We start from the raw sequence: 18,573 nt of genomic DNA, 5'->3' as shown, positions 1-18,573 counted from the left end.
CTACGCCGTGATTGGACGAATTCGTACGGTCACAGGCAAATGGAGGTCCTACAGTGTCTGCGTGAGGGGATTCGTGCGGGCGGCGTTGAACGCGGTGCGTCCAGCAGACGTCGTGCCCAGTCCGAACATCTGGCACTGGCCCGACGTGTACGAGGTCGAGAACCGCGCGCAGGACGTCCACGGTGCGATTTGGACGGCGTTGAGCGAGGAATGTCCGTTTGCCGATCGGGACGTCGTGGACATCGGCTGCGGCGACGGATTCCACCTGCCGCTGTTCGCGCAGGCGGCGAAGTCCGTCACGGGCGTCGAACCCCACCCGCCCTTGGTCGTGCGCGCCAAGCACCGCGTGGCCTCACTGCCGAATGCCCGCGTGGTTTCCGGTCCCGCACAACGGCTCCCGCTCGACGACGCCTCCGCGGACCTGGTGCACGCCCGAACGGCGTACTTCTTCGGACCGGGCTGCGAACCGGGACTGCGCGAGGCGGACCGCGTGCTCCGGCCGGGCGGCGCGATCGCGATCGTCGACCTGGACGGCTCGGCTGATCCGTACGGACCATGGCTGCGCGCCGACGAACCGCGCTACGACCCGGCCCTGGTCGAGAAGTTCTTCGCGGACAACGGGTTCTCACTTCGGCGGGTCACCGCGGAGTGGCGTTTCGAGAAGCGCGAGGACCTGGAAGCCGTGCTGCGCATCGAGTTTTCCGCGAAAGTGGCCGAACGGGCGATCGCGTCCGTGAACGGACTGAGTTTCCCGGTCGGCTACCGGCTGCACGTCCGGCACAAGCCGAAAGGCCTGATCCTCTGAGAGAGCAGGGGAGTCTCGCTGGAGACTCCCCTACTACTGGTTCAGCGCTTTGGCTTTGGTGAGGGGCCGCCGACGAATCCGGTCCCGCTGTCCGGCGAGGCCGACCTGGCGGCCGTACCCGCGGCGGCAGAAGCCGTCTCGAACGAGAAGGTGACTTCGTCGGCCGTGCGGTACATCACCACAATCTTGCCGGTGCTCAGTGCCACCATCGACGGCTCGGTGTCCGACATCCACGCGTTTCCGGTGCGGGAGTCGGTGAGCTTCGTCCAGCCGGTGAACGGACCATCCACGACGGATTGGCCGTTGACGTAGATGAAGCCGTCCACACCGCGGACTGCAAGCTTGATCTTGCCTCCGCTAATGACCGCGGCCGGGGCGCCATTGGCGTTCACGCCGTCCACCGCGGTCCACGAGCTGCCGAAGCCGGTACCGGTGTCGCTGATCGTGTGGATCTTGCCGTCCGCGCGTCGGGCGAAGATCTGGACCTTGCCGTCGGCCTTGATGACGGCAGCGGGGCGACCGGTGATGCGGCCGGCGGTGTTGCTCACCGAGCGGACGCGGTCGTAGGTGCCGTTGCGGAACAGGAGACTGGTCAAGTTGCCTTGAGCATCGGTCACCAGCAGTTCGACGTCGTTGCCCGCAGGCATCGCGACGACCTCACCGGTCAGCGTGTTGAAGCCGATCGGCGTCCAGGGCGTCATCGGGCCGTCGACGAACGTCTGGCCACGGGTGAGCAGACGGCCGAGGCCGTCGGCGGCGAAGAGGCGCTTGCGGCTGTCGGAGTACGTGATGGCCTTGGCGGGGCCGACCGTCCAACCGCCGAACTGGTTCAGCGCAGGCCAGCTGACGCCGTTCTCGCCCCGCGAGCCCTCGTAGGTGTCTGTGCTGGTGCCGAGCGCGAACACGTTCGGCCGGTCTTTGTACATCACCGCGCTTGGCGTCGTGCTGACCGCGCCGGGTGTCTCGATCGGCTCGACAGCGAGGAAGTCGACGGCCGAACCCGCTGCCTGGGTGGCGACTTTGAGCGTGCCGTACGAGTCCACGTAGTAGCCCTGGATCAAGCCGTTCTGGGTCTCGATCAACTCGCTGCGCGCGAGGTCCTGAACCGGGCGCGGTTCCGGCCGCTGTCGGGTCGGAAGACCACTCAACGAGCATGCGTCCGTCATCGCGCCGACCTGCCAGTCCGAAGACCAGCCAATGCCGATGCTGGTCGGTGTGGCGAACGTGTTGGCGGAATACGACCAGCGGTACCACCACAACGTGCCATTCGGCTCGATCGCGTACAGCACGTCGCCGCCGGGAGAGAAGATCCTGCGGTGCATGTTCCAGCCGGCGTCGCCCACGAGTTTCAGCGCCTGCAGCCAAGACTGGGAGTCCGCGTGGTACTGGAATCGGTAGAGCGAGCCGTTGTTGCGCGATTTGTCCCGGACGTAGAACACGCCATTACCGGCGGCGACGATGTGGTCGAACCTGCCCCACTGGCTCGTCAGCGGCCTCTTGGTCCAGGTGCGCGCCTGCTCGTCGTACCGCGACCAGGTCAGCGTGCCGGTGCTGTCGATGGTGTAGAAGTCGCCGTTCGAGTCGACGGCGATGCGGTTCTGCTGAGCCGTGTCCCGGTACTGACCCCAACCCGTGTCGATGGTCGTGTACCAACCACCGCCTGGGCGTTCCCATTCGGTTCCGGTGTGCCGGAAGCGACGCAGCTCGCCATTGTTCGGAATCTGGTAGACGCGACCATCAGCGCCGGTCACGACGGTCATCTGTGACCATTCTTGACCGATTGAGCGCTGTGGCTTCCAATCGTAGCTGCCGGATTCTGGCGTGTTGTGGAAGTATTCCACCAATGTTCCGTCGCTGGTTGCCGCGTAAATCGATACGGACTCCCGGCAGCTGATCTGTTCAGCCGCTGCAGCCTGCTGAACAGGCATGATGAGCGAAGTCACAGTCGCGGCAACGGTCAAGACGACGCTGTTGCGCAGGCCGGGTCTACCGGATCTCTTCGGCCTCTGGTACACGGTGTTCCCCCCAAGTGATGGTTGTGCCTCGGCTTCGATCGCGCGAGGTGCGGCGAACGTTACCTCGTTCCCAGGTACTTGCGGAGAGGTCGCTGATGAAGCATTCTTTGGTCGCCGTGCGCCGGACGGGAGGCTGGTGTGCGGATCGGTAGGTCTTTCTTGGGGGGAAGCTGTGCCTAAAAGCAAGAGGATTGGTCTGTCGCGCACAAGAGCGGGCAGGCGCGCATCAGTCCTGTTGGCCGCAATTCTGGTGGCGATCGGCTTCTTCGGGCCGCACGCATCTCAATTGATGCCGCAGATGGCCGGCCTGCGCGAGCTCGCCGAGGCCAGGGCGCTGGCCCCGAAGCAGCAGTGGGGCTCGGCGGAGGGCCAGCCGCACGAGGTCAGCGACGGTCCCCCGAACCAGGACCAGCCTGTCTCCCTGCAGAGCAAGTACCCGCCCATCAAGGGCCAGAGCGCCGACGCCGTGCGCAACGACGTCGAGGTCAAACCCACTTCCTCCTCCGACGCGCGCGGCTTCGACAGCACGACCAGCAAGGAGTTGCCGGACCAGCGCGGCGAGCGGGAGCGCACGTACCGCAACGCCGACGGCACGCTGACCACCGAGTTCAGCCAGAGCGCCGTCAACTACCGCAAGCCCGACGGCACCTGGGCGCCGATCGACACCACGTTCGTGAGCACCGGTGACGGCTGGCGCAACGCCGCCGACCGCGTCGATCTGCGGCTTGCGAGCCGTGCGTCAGCGGACTCGTTGGTGCGCATGCGCTTCGACGACCAGCACGAGGTCGAGTTCGGTCTGCGCGGCACGGAGGCATCGGCTGGTGTCGCCGACGGCAGCACGGTCACCTACCCGCAGGTCATGCCCGGCGTCGACCTGAAGTTCGAGGCGCAGTCCGGCGGCGTCAAGGAAGTCATGGTGCTCGCGTCGGCCGACGCGCCGCACTCATGGACGTTCCCGTTGCGGCTCAAGGGCTTGACCGCGAAGGTCGTGGACGACCAGGTCGTGCTGCACGACCGCGACGGCAACGAGCGCGGCCGCTTCCCCCGCGGCTTCATGACCGACTCGAGCTTCGACCCGAACACCGGTGACCCCGCGCTGTCCTACGGCGTGAAGTACCAGATCGCCGATGGCGCGCTGAAGGTCGAGGTCGACTCCGCCTGGCTGCGCGACCCGGCGCGCAAGTTCCCGGTCCTGGTCGACCCGACCATCGAGACCCGCGAGCCCACGCGCGCTCGCTTCTACCAGGGCACCTGGAACACCGAGAGCACCGAGCTGAAGGTCGGCAACAGCGGTGGTCTGAACTCCGCCGCCTACCTGGAGTTCGGCGGCGTCGAGAACACCCTCGCCAACCACAAGATCCACGGTGCGGCGCTCGCCCTCACCAACTACTGGGCGTGGTCCTGCAGCCCGCGGCCCGTCACCGTGCACGCCGTCACCGCGCCGTGGGGAGCAGGAGGGTTTCCCGGCCCCGCCTACGGTGAAGAGCTCAGCTCGGCAAACTTCGCGCACGGCTACATCGCGCCCATGCAGACGCGGTCCAACTGCCCCACCGCGGTCGAGCAGATCAACCTCGGCGTCAAGGGCCGCGACCTGATCCAGCGATGGGTCACCGGCGCACAGGCGAACCACGGCCTGACCGTGCGCGCGTCCGAGTCCGATGTCTACGGCTGGAAGAAGTTCACCAGCAAGGGGACCGCGAACCCTCCGCGGCTCTACATCACGCACTCCCCGTACGACGCCGAGTACCGCATCGACCGCGGCGTTCCCGAGCCCGCTGTGCTCGCCAACCGGGGCGGCAAGGTCAAACTCACGGCGACCAACCGCGGCGCGCAGACCTGGACACCGTCGACCTTCGCCTTCGGCTACCGCGCGTTCACCGACGCGGGCAGCCCGGTCAGGACCGTCGAGACCGCCCTCCCGCACGACGTCCCGCGCGGCGGCTCGGCGACGATCGAGGTCCAGATCGACGCGCTCGACCACGGCACCTATCTGCTCGACTTCTCCATGTTGCGCAAGGGCGGGCCCTGGTTCACCGACGAGCACGTCCCGCCGGCGCGGTTGTCGTTCCGCGTGCCCAACATCCCGCCGCTGGTCAAGGCCCAGTACCCGCCGAACGGCTACTCCGCGGCGACCCTGACGCCCCAGCTGTGGGTCGACGCCGTCGACATCGACTCCCCGCCGAACCGCGCGCTCAAGTACCGCTTCCAGGTCTGCGAGGACTCGGGCGGCGGAACTCCTGTCGGCTGTTTCGACTCCGGCGACATCGGCGATCGCATGTGGACAGTTCCCAGGGACAAGATGTACTGGGGCAGGGTCTACATGTGGCGCGCTACCGCCATCGACGACAAGGGGCAGGAGAGCGAGGCGCTGCCGTGGAGCACACTGCTGACCTCGGTGCCGCAGCCCAGCATCACCACGCACCTGGCCAACGCCCCGTACAACGGCGCGAACAAGGCGTTCGACCCGAACAACGGCAACTACTTCTCCAGTGCGATCGACGCGTCGATCACCGGGTCCGGCCCGGAGCTCTCCGTCGCCCGCACGTACAACAGCCTCGATCCGCGCCGTGATCTCCTGTTCGGCGCCGGGTGGTCGACGCGCTGGGACATGAAGGTCGTGCCGGACGACGACGGTTCCGGCAACGTCGTCGTCACGCTGCCCGACGGCCAGCAGGTGCGGTTCGGCCGCAACCCCGGTGGAGGCTTCGCGCCCGCACCCGGCCGGCAGGCGGACCTGCACGCGGAACCCGCCGAGTTCAACGGCGGCTGGACCATGGTCGACACCTCGTCGACGTCGTACCGGTTCGGCGCGGACGGCAAGCTGACCAAGATCACCGATCAGACCGGTCAGCAGCTCGACGTCCGTTACGAGGCCGGCAAGCTGTCACAGGTCGTGAACCCGCGCAGCGGCCGCAAGCTGACCTTCGCGTGGTCTGGTGCACACGTGCAGTCGGTGACGACGGACGTCGTCAACGGCAAGGCGCTCGCCTGGACCTACAAGTACACGGGCGACAAGCTGACCGAGGTGTGCGACCCGGCGAACGGGTGCACCAAGTACGACTACGCCCAGGGATCGCACTACCGCAGTGCGGTGATCGACTCGATTCCCGGTTCCTACTGGCGTCTCGGCGACCCCGAGGGCACCCGGATCGAGAGCCAGGTCCGCACGAACCTGGGCAAGGACGACGGCACCGCCAAGGACACCTCCTGGACGTCCGGCGCGATCGCGGGATCCCCGGACGGCGCACGGACGTTCAACGGCAGCTCGTCGTTCGTGAAGCTGCCACCCGGCCTGATCAAGAAGAACCGCGACCTCGCCGTCGAGATGTGGTTCAAGACCACCGCCGGTGGCCCGCTGCTCGGCATGCAGCACTTCGAGCTCGGTTCGGCCACGGCGCCGTCCTCACCGCAACTGCCGGTGCTGTGGGTCGGCACGGACGGCAAGCTGCGCGGCAACTTCTGGAACGGCAAGACCGAGCCGATCACCACGAGCGGCGCGGTCAACGACAACAGCTGGCACCACGTCGTGCTGTCCGGCTCGCTGGGCACGCAGTCGCTGTTCCTGGACGGCAAGTTCGTCGCGTCGGCCCTCGGTGAGATCGACCACCTCACCATGACCCAGAACCAGATCGGCGCCGCGAGCTCCGACGGCTGGCCCGGCCTGCCCGCCGGAGTCCGGTACTTCTCCGGCGCCATCGACGAGGTCGCGTTCTACGAGCACCCCATCGGCACCACCGCCGCCAAGCAGCACTTCGAGTCGGCCGCGCCGTCCGACCAGCTGAGCAAGATCACGCTGCCCAGCGGCCGGGTCGCCGCGACGATGAGCTATGACGTCGTGAACGACCGCCTGCGCGAGTACGTCGACCGCAACGGCGGCCTGTGGCAGCTGGCGGCGCCGGCGGTGACCGGTACCGAACAGAACCTGGTGCGCACCACCATGGTTCGCGATCCGGGCAATCGGTTCCACTACGCCGACTACGACCCCGCCCGCGGCCGCGTCCTGCGCTCGCTCACCCCGCTCGGCCAAGGGGTGCGCCCGGAGGACCTGACTCCCGGTGCGTCGTTGCCACCCGGTGGCGACCAGGGCGGTCCCAACCAGGGCCAGGGTGTGCGCACGTTCGACTACGACGCGCGCGGCTTCCTGAGCAAGATCGTCGACGAGAACGGCAACAAGGTCGAGCTGACCAACGACTCGCGCGGTAACCCGATCTCGCGCAAGACGTGCCGAACCTCGGACACCGACTGCCAGACCTCGTACTCCAGCTACTACAACAACCCGAGCGACCTCACCGATCCCCGCAACGGCAAGCTGCTGACCGCGTCGGACGGCCGGTCGTCCGGTCCGGACGACACCAGATACCGCACGACCAACACCTACACCGGTGTCGGCGTGCGCGGCCTGATCGAGTCACAGGTCGCACCCGACGGCTCGACGGTGCGGCATACGTACACGACGTCGTCCTCGGTCGGCCCGGCCGGCCCGGCCGGCCTGGTGGAGACGACGATCGACGGCCGTGGTGCCAAGACGTCCTACTCGTACTACGCCTCAGGTGACCTGGAGAAGGTGACGAACGCGGCCGGCCTGGTCACGAAGTTCACCTACGACGCGCTCGGCCGCAAGATCACCCAGACGGAGATCTCGCAGGCGCATCCGCAGGGCCTTACGTCGACGTACACCTACGACGAGCTCTCGCGGCTGAAGACGGTCACCCGGCCGGCGACGACGAACAAGACCACCGGCGTCAAGCACACGCTGCAGACCACGTACGAGTACGACGCGGACGGCAACACCACCGCCACCCAGTCCGCCGACCTCACCGGAGGCGACCAGACCCGCCGCGTGGTGACCGAGTACGACGGCCACGGCCGGGCGGCAAGGGTCACCGATCCCGAAGGGAACGTCACCACCAGCGGTTACGACACCTTCGGCAACCTCGCGTGGACCGTCGACGCGGTCGGCACCAAGCAGGAGTTCGCCTACACCGCTCGCCAGAAGATCGCCGAGGTGCGCCTGCGGGCGTGGCACGGCGACCCGGTCGGGCCCGGTGGCCCTGGTGGTGACGGTGAAGGTCAAGGCGACACGACCGTGCGCGAGACGTTGGTCGTGCAGTCCTTCGCCTACGACCTCGCAGGCAGGCTCACGCGTGAGACCGACGCGATGGGACGCGCCAAGCGTTACGAGTACTACCGGGACGACTCGGTCCGCCGCGTAGTCGCTTCCAAGATCCGCGACCCGTTCGACCCGGTCGTCGCGCCCCGTGATCTGGTGCTGAAGGAGTACACCTACGACGGGGCAGGCAACGTCGTCCGTGAGGCGAGTGCCGGCGGGCTGGTCGTGGAGAACACCTACGACGCCCTCAACCGGGTCAAGAGCTCCAAGGCGGACCCGGCGGGCATCGGCCGTCTCACCACCTACGACTACGACGCCGGCGGCAACGTCACCAAGGTCGCCGTCACGGGCAAGCCGTCCAACAGCGTGCGCCAGGACGTCCAGCGCACCACGGTCGCCGAGTTCGGCTACGACGCCGCGGGCCGCCGCACCAGTGAGACCGCGTTCAACGGCACCGAGCGCTTGACCACGTCGAGCGTCGTGGACGACCGGGGCCTGCTGCGCTCGGTCACCGACCCGCGAGGCACGGCCGACGGTGCCGACAGGGCGGCGTTCACCACCGACTACGGCTACGACGAGGGCGGTAATCCCGTCTCCGTCACGGCGCCGCCCGTCCAGGTGGAGGCCAATGGCACGGTCGTCACCTCGCGGCCGTCCGTCCACACCGGACTCGATGCGTTCGGTGGCGCCGTCGAGTTCAAGGACGCCAACGGGAACATCAGCAAGCAGGCGTTCGACAAGCTCGGCCGCGTGGTGCGCACCGAGTCCGCCGAGTACACCAAGCCCGGGGCGAGCACCAGCGCGCGCTCGGTCACGCTGACCGAGTACACGCCGCTGGGCGACGTGCGCAAGGTGACCGATCCGCGCGGGGCCGTCACCGAGTACAGCTACGACCAGCTGCGGCGAGTGGTCGCCGCGTACCAGGCGGACGCCACCGTTCCGGGACGCACCAACGGGTCCTGGCTCTACAGCTACACCCGTGCCGGCGAACGCCTGTCGATCACCGACCCGACCGGTGCGCGGGTGGAAGCGACCTACGACGACCTCGGCCGTCAGGTCACCGCCACGCGCCTGGAACGGCGGCCCGCTGTCGCCGCACTGGTCACGAAGTCGGTCTACGACGACGCGAGCAACCTCAAGACGGTGACCTCACCGTCCAACGAGGTCACCACGTTCACGTACGACGCCCTGGGGCAGCGGATCTCTGCGAAGGACCCCGCCGGTGTCGTGACGAAGTACGGCTACGACAGCGCGGGCCGCCAGTCCCGCGTGTCCGACGGCTTGAACCGCACGTCGTTCCAGAGCTACGACACGGCCGGTCGCCCGTCGACCCGCTACGACCTCGACGCGAACGAGTCGCTGTTGCGGATGTCGCGCAACTTCTACGACCGCGCGAGCAACGTCGTGAAGACGACCGACCCGCTGAACCGGGCGACCACCTTCGCCTACGACGCGCTCGGGCGCATGGTGAGCCAGGTCGAGCCGGTGGCGGACGGCAAGTCGATCACCACGTCGTTCGGCTACGACGCCGCGGGCAACCGCAGCCGTTTCACCGACGGCCGCGGCAACGCGACGACCTACCGGACGAACAGCCTCGGCTTGCCCGAGTCGGTGGTCGAGCCCGCGACCGAGGCGCACCCGAACGCGGCCGACCGCACCTGGACGAGGTCGTACGACCTCGCCGGCAACCTGGAGCGCGTGGTCGAGCCGGGTGGGGTCACCCGCACGATGACGTACGACTACCTCAACCGCCTCACCGGGGAAACGGGTGAGGGTGCGGAGGCCTCGACGGCGTCGCGCTCCCTCGGCTACGACGCCGCGGGTCGCCTGACGAGCTTCAACGCTCCAGGAGGCACCAACACCCTTGAGTACAACGACCGCGGTGCGCTTCTCTCGGCCACCGGCCCGTCCGGCGACTCGCAGTTCACCTATGACGACTCGGGTCGCCTGACGCAGCAGGTCGACGCTTCGGGCACCGCTCGTTACACGTACCACCAGGGCAGGCTCTCCACCGTCCAGGACGGACTGACGGGCGCCGCGCAGGCGTTCGGCTACAACGAGGCCGGTCAGGTCAAGTCGGTCACGTTCGCCGGCAAGGTGCGGTCGTACGACTACGACGTCTACGGCAGGCAGATCTCCGACGTTCTGCGCGACGGCACCACCACGTTGTCGTCCATCGAGTACGGCTACGAGCTCAACGACCTGGTCAAGTCCAAGAAGACCTCGGGCCTCGCCGGTTCAGGTGAACACACCTACGGCTACGACTACGCGGGCCGGATGACCTCCTGGTCGTACGGCGGCAAGACGACGTCGTACGAGTGGGACGACGCGGGCAACCGCGTGAAGGCCGACGGAAAGACGTCCACCTACGACGCCCGCAACCGCCTGATGTCGGACGGCGACAAGTCGTACACCTGGTCCGCACGGGGAACTCTGCGGAGCTCCGGTTCCGACACCTACGAGTTCGACGCGTTCGGTCGCTCGGTGAAGCGTGGCGCGACCACGTTCGGCTATGACGCGTTGGACCGCATGGTCACCCGTGGCGCGAAGAAGTTCTCGTACGTCGGCGCGAGTCTTGGCCTGGCGTCGGACGGAACCGCGAAGTTCAGCCGGGGTCCTGACGGAGGGCTGCTCGCCACCGACCGCGGTCTTGCCATGACCGACATGCGCGGCGACGTGCTCGCGGAGTTCTCGACTTCGGGCCAGAACACCGGTGCCACCACGACCTACGACCCGTTCGGCAAGGTGGTGTCGGGGGCGCGGACCGGGCTCGGTTACCAGGGCGACTGGACGGATCCGGACTCCGGTGAAGTCGACATGGGTGCGCGGTGGTACTCGCCGTCGACCGGTGGGTTCACTGCACGGGACAGCATCTCGTTGCCGGCGAGCCCGTCGGGCCTCGCCAACCGCTACGCCTACGGCCGGGGCGCTCCCGCGACCTTCGTCGACCCGGACGGCCACCAGACGGACACGATCATCGCGCCGGGGTACGACGACTACGTCAAGTGGAAGCAAAAAGAGCACGAGGCTTACGCGACGAGACGCGGCATCACCACCGGAATGCAGGCGTCTGGCCGGGCCATTCCAATCATTGGCGTCCTAGGCACAGTTCTGAGCTTCTTGGGTGGCCCCCCGCCGAACCCAGCGCATTCCAACCAGTCATCGACGACGACGTCGAAGACCATCAACACGCCTACCACCATGTCTGGTTCATCGTCCTGGTTCACGAACCTGCTCCGCGGGTTGTACGGCCAACTCGTGAACCTCGGGCGATACCTGAAGGATCTGCTCGCCGGAATCAGGTGGCCCGGTGGGTACGGGAGCGTCAACGTCCCGCAGCCGGTGTGGGACCCGTCGGTGGCGGCAAGGGCTGAGGCGGAGAAGAGCGCCAAGGAGGTCGCGCTCGCGCCACCGGCCGCAGCGACGCAGCCGATCATCGAGGGCGGGGTCGTCTCCAGCAATCCGCTGACGCCCGCGTCGCGGGTCGCCGTGGAGATGGGCGACGTCCAGGACGCGAACGAGGTTGTGCGGCAGGTGCGGGAGGCGGTGCTGGGCACCGACAACCCGGTGATCCAGAACGCCATCGAAGACGACCCGTCCGAGCTGTCCGACTTCGACTGGGACGACGCCCGCTACTACACCGAGGACGGGATCTTCCACGTCGTTCGCAACGAGGATGGCACGACGTCGCACCACCAGACGGCGTGGAACGGCGCACACCCTGGCACCGCTTCTGGCTCCGACGATACGGAGCCCAAAGCCATCGCGTTGGGATTGACGAAGCTCGATGAATGGGATAAAGAGTTTCTCCTGCAGGACTTCGCCAAAAAGCACAACGCTCAGTTTTGGAAGCAGTGGCCAAACTTCGAAACTGTTGTCAGGGCTGCGTTGAAGCCTGAAAGTAAAACAATTATCTATTTCAATCTCGAAGGGATCAGGGATCCCGCTGAGTGGGCCGCTGAGGTGACGGATCTGTCTAGTCCGATCGGGTGGGATCTCACGGCTTGGGAGTTGGCTATGATCAAGGCTGCTCCGCCAGAAGTGCAGGCGCGCGTCCGGTGGAAGAACGGGCCGAACCCGTTCAAGTAACGATGGCAGAATGGAAGGTGCTCTGGAGATGCTGGACGGCAATGAGTCGCTACCGCTGCACCTAGAACATCCTTTTCAGGTGTGGTCGTACAGCCACTCTCACCGTACGCTCGTCCTGCGTGGCCGCCCAGGTGAGAATTATGATCACTATGTGGACGTCGTATTTGCCGATGTGCTCGGAATGAAGCTTGCATCCGCTTACCGCAGGCTTTCGGTGGAGGTCGCTGCCGACGCGTCGGAGATGGATGAGTTCATGCGATCGCCTGGGCGCTATGAACGCGGGTTCATGAACCTCGTGGTTTCGGACGGCGATCGCACAGGATTCGTCGTGTGTGGACGGGTTGACGTGCGTCGTGGGATCGGCTGGCAGAACCCGAGGCCGTAGGCCCCTGTCCGCCCAGCGGATTAGGCTCGGGTTCGTGGAGAAGCGAAACGCAGGCAGGTTGAACCGCCAGGTCGGCGTCGTGGGGCTGGGTTGCTGGCAGCTCGGCGCCGACTGGGGCGAGGTGGACGAGAGCGACGCTCTCGCGTTGCTGCACGCCGCGGCCGACACGGGTGTCGACTTCTTCGACACCGCGGACGTGTACGGCGACGGTCGCAGTGAGACGCTCGTCGGGCGGTTTTTGAAGGAGCGCAAGGACGACGGGATCTTCGTCGCCACGAAGATGGGGCGGCGGCTGCCGGCGCAGGTCGCTGAGGGGTACTCGCGGGAGAACTTCCTCGCGTGGAACGACCGGAGCCGCCGCAATCTGGGTGTCGACACGTTGGACCTCGTGCAGCTGCACTGTCCGCCTACCGCGGTCTACAGCCGTGACGAGGTGTACGACACCTTGGATGAGATGGTTGAGCAGCAACGGATTGCCGCTTATGGCGTGTCCGTGGAGAAGGTCGAGGAGGCGTTGGAGGCGATCCGGCGTCCGCACGTGGCCAGCGTGCAGATCATCCTGAACGCGTTCCGGCTCAAGCCTCTCGAAGAGGTGCTGCCCAAGGCGGCCGAGGCCGGGGTCGCGATCATCGCGCGGGTGCCGCTCGCTTCCGGGTTGTTGACCGGGAAGTACGACAAGGCGACGACCTTCGGTGCGGATGATCACCGCAACTACAACCGCAACGGTGAGGCCTTCGACGTTGGCGAGACCTTCTCCGGGGTGCCTTACGAGGTTGGCCTGGAGGCTGTCGAGCGGCTCCGGCCGTTGGTGCCGGAGGGTGCCACGATGGCGCAGTTCGCGCTCCGGTGGATCGTGGACCAGTCCGGCGTCACGGTGGTGATTCCCGGTGCTCGCAACGTGGAGCAGGCACGGGCCAACGCGCAGGCGGCGCAGCTTGAACCGGTGGACGGCAAGGCCGTTGCCGCGGTGTACGACGAGCTGATCCGGCCGCACGTGCACGAGCGGTGGTAGGTCACTCCTCGGCGAGGATGGCGTACAGCTTGCGCCGCAGTTCGTTGTAGAGCTCGGCCGCGCGGGTCTTCTGCTCGGGCGTGCCCGCGTGGGAGATCTGCTCCATCGCGGCGCCCAGCAGCCGGACCGACGTGCGCAGTTCGCCGTCTACCGGGTCGAGCTGGATCTCGATGTCGCGCCAGGGCGGGGCCGTGTGCTCCGTCCTGCCGTGTTCGGTGAGGGTGAACAGCTTCTTGCCTCCTTCTTCCAGTGCGGAGACGAGGCCTTCGTCGGCGAGCATCTGCAGCGTCGGGTAGACCGAGCCGGGGCTCGGGCTCCACGCGCCGCCGGTGCGCCTGGCGATCTCCTGGATGATCTCGTAGCCGTGCATCGGCCGTTCTGCCAGCAAGGACAGAACCGCCGCCCGGACGTTGCCGCGCCTCTGGCGGCCGCCCCTGCCGCCGCCCCCGAAGGGTCCGTGGCGGTGCCTGTGGTGGTGATCTCTGTGGTGTGGTTTCATCATCATGTCGTTAACGATATATCGGAACCTATCGCGATGCAACGGTCTTGTGTTGGTGAAGTTCGTGGGACACTAGATGTGCTATGACCTCGCTTCCCCTTGTCTTCGACGCGCCCAAGCGCGGCCTGCCGCCGCGCCACCTGGTCGACCTCTCGCCCGCCCAACGTGCGGAAGCCGTTGCGGCGCTTGGTGAGAAGCCGTTCCGGGCCAAGCAGCTGTCGAACCACTACTTCAGCCGCCTGACCGTCGACCCGGCCGAGATGACGGACATCCCGGCGACCACGCGCGACAAGCTGGTGGCCGACCTGATGCCGCCGTTGTTCACGGTCGTGCGCAAGGTCACTGCCGACGAAGGCACCACGTCGAAGACGCTGCTGCGCGCGCACGACGGCACGCTCATCGAGTCCGTCCTCATGCGCTACCCGGACCGCGCGACGCTGTGCATCTCGTCGCAGGCCGGCTGCGGCATGGCGTGCCCGTTCTGCGCGACCGGCCAGGGTGGCCTGCAGCGCAACCTGTCGACCGCGGAGATCGTGGACCAGGTGCGCCTCGGTGCCGCCGCCATGCGTGACGGCGACCTGCCCGGCGGTCCCGGCCGGCTGTCGAACATCGTCTTCATGGGCATGGGCGAGCCGCTCGCGAACTACAAGCGCATCCTCGAGGCCGTCCACCGCATCTGCGACCCGGCGCCGGACGGCCTGGGCATCTCGCAGCGCCACGTGACGGTGTCGACGGTCGGTCTCGTGCCCGCGATCAAGAAGCTGACCGAGGAGGACCTCCAGGTCCGCCTCGCGGTGTCGCTGCACACGCCGGACGACGAGCTGCGCGACACGCTGGTGCCGGTCAACACGAAGTGGAACGTCGCCGAGGTGCTGGAGGCGGCGCGCGGTTACGCGGACAAGACCGGCCGCCGCGTCAGCATCGAGTACGCGCTGATCCGCGACATCAACGACCAGGGCTGGCGCGCCGACCTGCTCGGCAAGAAGCTGCGCAAGCACCTCGGGCAGCTCGTGCACGTGAACCTGATCCCGCTGAACCCGACGCCGGGCAGCAAGTGGGACGCCTCGCCGAAGCCGGTGGAGCGGGAGTTCGTGCGGCGGGTTCGCGAGCAGGGTGTCGAGTGCACCGTGCGCGACACGCGCGGCCAGGAGATCGCCGCCGCCTGCGGTCAGCTCGCCGCCGAGGGCTGAATTCGGTAGCTCGAACCGTTGACCAGGCTTTACCGTCCCCCACGATGAAACTCGAGGGGGAACGCTGGCGCACGATCGTCAGCACGGTGCGGCTGGGGCGGGACGAGTACCGAGTGGTGCAGCCGTCCCGGCCGTTGCGTCATGCGCCGTTGTACGAGGGGTACATGGGCGTTGAGGCGTGCGTGACCAAGTCGTCGGCGCTAGACATCACCATGGCCTGGGCGTTCGCGATGCGGTCGCCGCGCACGTTGGTGTACCTGCCGCTGCGGCAGAGCGACTGCGAGTGCCGTAGCGCCGACGGGCCTGCGCTGGACCTGGTGCTGCTGCACCACAGTCTCGCGTTCCGGCTGTCGAAGTGGACGGACGTGCGCGCCAAGCTCCGGGGTGGCCGGCCGCACACCGTTGTCTGCCGGGGGGTGCCGGAGGAACGGCCCGCGCCCCGCTGGGACCGGGAGATGCTGCGCGGCGAGGTCGTGGGCAGCACCGTGTTCGTCGTTGGCAGCAGGTCGACGTTCCAGGCCGGCGGGCAGGCGTTCCGGCAGCTCGTCGAAGACTGCCCCAGGCACATGCACGAGGCTCCCGGTACGCATTGCTGCGCTGAGGTCACCGCCAAGGACCGGCACTGGAACTGGCTGCACGTCGTGTACTGCGACGAGCACCAGGTGAGCACGCGCCGATGAAGCTCGGAGGGGCACGGTGGCGGACGCTCATCAGCACGGTCCGGCTGGGGCGGGACGAGTACCGGGTGGTGCGGCCGGCCAAACCGTTGAAACACGCGCCGATGTACGACACGTACGACGCTTATCGCGGTGTGCAGGTGATCGTGGACAAAGCGGCGGCTCTTGAACTGGCGGTGGCCTGGGAGTTCGCCATGCGGTCGCCCAGGACGTTGGTGTACTTGCCGTTGCGCGAGACCGAGTGGGACTGCAGAGGGGTCGGGGACGGCGAGGAGCCGTTGCTGGATCTCGTCTTGATGCACCACAGCCTTGGTTTTCCGCCGTCACGGTGGAAAGAGGTGCGGGCTCGGCTCGGGCCCGGCAGACCGCACACCGTCCACAGCAGAGGGTTCCCTCCGCTCGACGACCTGCTGACGCCGGACCACCAGCCGCTGCGCCGCGCATACCGCGAAGTGGTGCGCCATCACTTCGCGGCGGACACGTTGTTCCTCACCGGGAGCTGGAAAGCGTTCGCGCTCAACGGGGACGAGTGGCGCCGGCTGGTCGAGGACGGGCCCCGGCACATGCACGAGAACCCCGGTGACCACTGCTGTGCGGAGATCAAGGTCGAGCGTGACTGGGACTGGCTGCACGTCGTCTACTGCGACGAGCACCGGGTCAGCGCGAACACTGACCGCTGGGTGTGCGTCTAGGGCTTCACCTCGGTCAGCACGCCGGTCGCCACGCCGAACAGCGCCCGAAAGGTGAGAATGGCCCCCGCTCAGACACATAAGCGAGGGCCGATGCGATCAGAGCGGCTACCATGCGGCCTCGTGGGGGAGAACGCGAGGCTTGTCGCGGGCAGATACGCGATGCTCAAAGAGCTTGGCCGGGGCGGCATGGGGGTCGTCTGGCTCGCCGAGGACAGGGTCATCGGACGGCAGGTCGCGCTCAAGGAGCTGCGGACCACCGAGACCGAGCGGGTGCTGCGGGAAGCCCGCACGGCAGGCCGCCTGAACAGTCCGAACGTCGTCGGCATCTACGACGTCATCGTCGAGCACGGTGTGACGTACCTGGTCATGGAACTCGTCGAGGCGCCCACGCTCTCCGAGGTCATGACGCGCAGAAGCCTCACCGAGGACGAGGTCGCGAACATCGGCCTGCAGACGCTCAACGCGCTGGAGGCGGCGCACACGGCGGGCATCGTGCATCGGGACGTCAAGCCCAGCAACATCATGGTGTTGCCCGACGGACGCGTGAAGCTCGCCGACTTCGGCATCGCCCGCGCGATGGACGACCCGGGACTGACCGCGACCGGCGGCATCATGGGCTCGCCTGGGTACATGGCGCCGGAGCTGTTCGCGGGTAAGCAGCCGTCACCGGCGAGCGACCTGTGGGCGTTGGGCGCCACCATGTTCCACGCCGTCGAGGGCCGTTCGCCGTTCCAGCGCGACACGACCGCGGCCACGATGCACGCGATCATGTACGAGGAGCCGGTCCTCCAGCGCACCAGGGGGCCGCTCACCGACACGATCATGGCGCTGCTCAGCCAGGACGACGCGCGCCGGCTCACGGCGGCGCAGCTGCGGGAGCGGCTCAGCGGCGCCACCACGGTGGTCAAGCCGCTGTCGCCGTCCGAGCAGACCGTCGTGATCGAACCCGTCACCGGTTACGTCACTCCGAACACCCCGACGCACGCGGACTGGGACGACGAACCCCGGTCCCGCAAGAAGATCGGGCTGTTCGCCGGGGCCGCGGCCGTGCTCGTGGTGATCGCGCTCGCCGCGGTGTTCGTCCTCAAACCCCAGGCCCGCCAAGGGGTTGCCGTCGCGCAGCAGAACATCGGCGCGGTGACGACCACGGTCCCGCCGTCCAGCGAGGAGCCGAGCAGCAGTTCCGCCGCGCCGAGCAGCAGCCAGGCGTCCAGTTCGGCGCCGTCGAGCACGCCGAAGTCGAGCCAGGCGCAGGCTCAGCCCCCGCAGCCGACGACGCAGCCGAAGCCGCCGCGGCAGACGGTCGCGCTCGTCCGGCACATCAAGCAGGGCACGCCCTTCCACTTCACCGGCACGTCGGCCTTCGGGCCTCCCGCCGGCTTCACCGCCGAGAACACCGGAGGGCTCGGAAAGCTCCTGGTGAACCAGGAACCGGGCACGAAACTGCTGGTCTCCTGCCGCGTGAAGAACTCGGGGGACCACATGACGTCGCCGTGGCCGGACTGCGAGGGGCAGGACAAGCTCGGGAACCTCGGCTACGTCTTCAACGACAGGCCGGCCGACGTCCCCGCCATGCAGCTCTACCGCTGCATCTACCAGGGCACCCACTTCGACTCGCTCGACCCCAAGTGCGAGGGCTACCAGCCGGAGTGGTCGTACGGCTGGGTCGTCACCGGGTGACGGCGGGCTCCAGGCCGACGGGTGCGGCGCTGTCGAACGTCTCACGGGCCTCGGCCACGGTCTCGTAGTTCTTCTGCGCCCACAACCGCAGCGCGGCCAGCGGCTCGGTGACGCTGCGCCCGAGTTCGGTCAGTTCGTACTCGACGCGCAACGGCACCGAGGGGTAGACCGTGCGCGTGATGAGCCCGTCGCGCTCCAACGTGCGCAACGTCTGTGTGAGCATCTTCTGGCTGACGCCCTCCAGCCGGCGTTTGAGCTCACCGAACCGCTTGGGCCCGTCCTCCAGGTCGCCGATCACCAGCGCCGTCCACTTCGACGCGACCATGTCCAGCAGGTCGCGGCACGGACACATCTTGAGGTAAACGTCCCTGATCACGGCTAGTTTCTACCAGGTACCTAGTGCACAAGATAGTGCCTGG

The 18,573-nt window shown here is 67.4% G+C and carries 11 protein-coding genes; 8 read left to right on the top strand and 3 right to left on the bottom strand.

All coding sequences use genetic code 11. The annotated features are described in order from the left end of the window. Positions 1-61: 61 nt before the first annotated feature. Positions 62-805 (top strand): class I SAM-dependent methyltransferase, encoded by a 744-nt coding sequence (locus SK571_RS02855; RefSeq protein ID WP_319982425.1) that lies wholly within the window; start codon positions 62-64, stop codon positions 803-805. A 41-nt stretch (positions 806-846) separates the two neighbouring features. On the opposite strand, the gene SK571_RS02850 is transcribed toward SK571_RS02855, so the two are convergent. Continuing rightward, on the bottom strand, positions 847-2,748 hold the full coding sequence (locus tag SK571_RS02850) for a tachylectin-related carbohydrate-binding protein (protein ID WP_319982424.1): 1,902 nt from the start codon (positions 2,746-2,748) through the stop codon (positions 847-849). Positions 2,749-3,055: 307 nt separating this feature from the next. On the opposite strand from SK571_RS02850, the gene SK571_RS02845 reads away from it, so the two are divergent. Genes SK571_RS02845 through SK571_RS02835 form a run of 3 tightly spaced genes read left to right on the top strand, consistent with a single transcriptional unit; the run spans position 3,056 to position 13,416 of the window. Continuing rightward, positions 3,056-12,019 (top strand): RHS repeat-associated core domain-containing protein, encoded by an 8,964-nt coding sequence (locus tag SK571_RS02845; RefSeq protein ID WP_319982423.1) that lies wholly within the window; start codon positions 3,056-3,058, stop codon positions 12,017-12,019. A 10-nt stretch (positions 12,020-12,029) separates the two neighbouring features. Continuing rightward, positions 12,030-12,404, top strand: coding sequence for a hypothetical protein (locus SK571_RS02840; RefSeq protein ID WP_319982422.1), 375 nt, complete (start codon positions 12,030-12,032; stop codon positions 12,402-12,404). Positions 12,405-12,438: 34 nt separating this feature from the next. Continuing rightward, positions 12,439-13,416, top strand: coding sequence for an aldo/keto reductase (locus tag SK571_RS02835; protein WP_319982421.1), 978 nt, complete (start codon positions 12,439-12,441; stop codon positions 13,414-13,416). 1 nt (position 13,417) lies between these two features. On the opposite strand, the gene SK571_RS02830 is transcribed toward SK571_RS02835, so the two are convergent. Further along, positions 13,418-13,804: a PadR family transcriptional regulator gene (locus tag SK571_RS02830; RefSeq protein ID WP_319982420.1), complete on the bottom strand. Its 387-nt coding sequence runs from the start codon at positions 13,802-13,804 to the stop codon at positions 13,418-13,420. Between the two features lie 194 nt (positions 13,805-13,998). Between SK571_RS02830 and rlmN the strand changes: the two genes are divergently transcribed. The 4 genes from rlmN to SK571_RS02810 all read left to right on the top strand — a co-directional run bounded on the left by rlmN (position 13,999) and on the right by SK571_RS02810 (position 18,154). Next, complete coding sequence (rlmN, locus tag SK571_RS02825) at positions 13,999-15,105, top strand: 23S rRNA (adenine(2503)-C(2))-methyltransferase RlmN (RefSeq protein WP_319982419.1); 1,107 nt, start codon at positions 13,999-14,001, stop codon at positions 15,103-15,105. 44 nt (positions 15,106-15,149) lie between these two features. After that, the gene (locus SK571_RS02820) at positions 15,150-15,785 is read left to right on the top strand and encodes a hypothetical protein (protein WP_319982418.1); all 636 of its coding nucleotides are present in this window, start codon (positions 15,150-15,152) and stop codon (positions 15,783-15,785) included. Continuing rightward, positions 15,782-16,474 (top strand): hypothetical protein, encoded by a 693-nt coding sequence (locus tag SK571_RS02815; RefSeq protein ID WP_319982417.1) that lies wholly within the window; start codon positions 15,782-15,784, stop codon positions 16,472-16,474. Before SK571_RS02820 ends, SK571_RS02815 begins: the two co-directional genes overlap by 4 nt. Before the next feature lie 120 nt (positions 16,475-16,594). Continuing rightward, positions 16,595-18,154 (top strand): serine/threonine-protein kinase, encoded by a 1,560-nt coding sequence (locus SK571_RS02810; RefSeq protein ID WP_319982416.1) that lies wholly within the window; start codon positions 16,595-16,597, stop codon positions 18,152-18,154. Here SK571_RS02810 and SK571_RS02805 read toward each other — a convergent pair. Then, positions 18,144-18,506 carry a winged helix-turn-helix transcriptional regulator gene (locus SK571_RS02805; RefSeq protein WP_319982560.1) on the bottom strand — a complete coding sequence of 121 codons (363 nt, stop codon included), beginning with the start codon at positions 18,504-18,506 and terminating at the stop codon, positions 18,144-18,146. The genes SK571_RS02810 and SK571_RS02805 overlap by 11 nt on opposite strands. Positions 18,507-18,573 lie beyond the last annotated feature (67 nt).

The organism is Lentzea kristufekii (assembly GCF_033949925.1).
GTDB classification, from domain to species: Bacteria; Actinomycetota; Actinomycetes; order Mycobacteriales; family Pseudonocardiaceae; genus Lentzea; species Lentzea kristufekii.
This window is presented reverse-complemented; position numbering and strand designations above follow the sequence as displayed.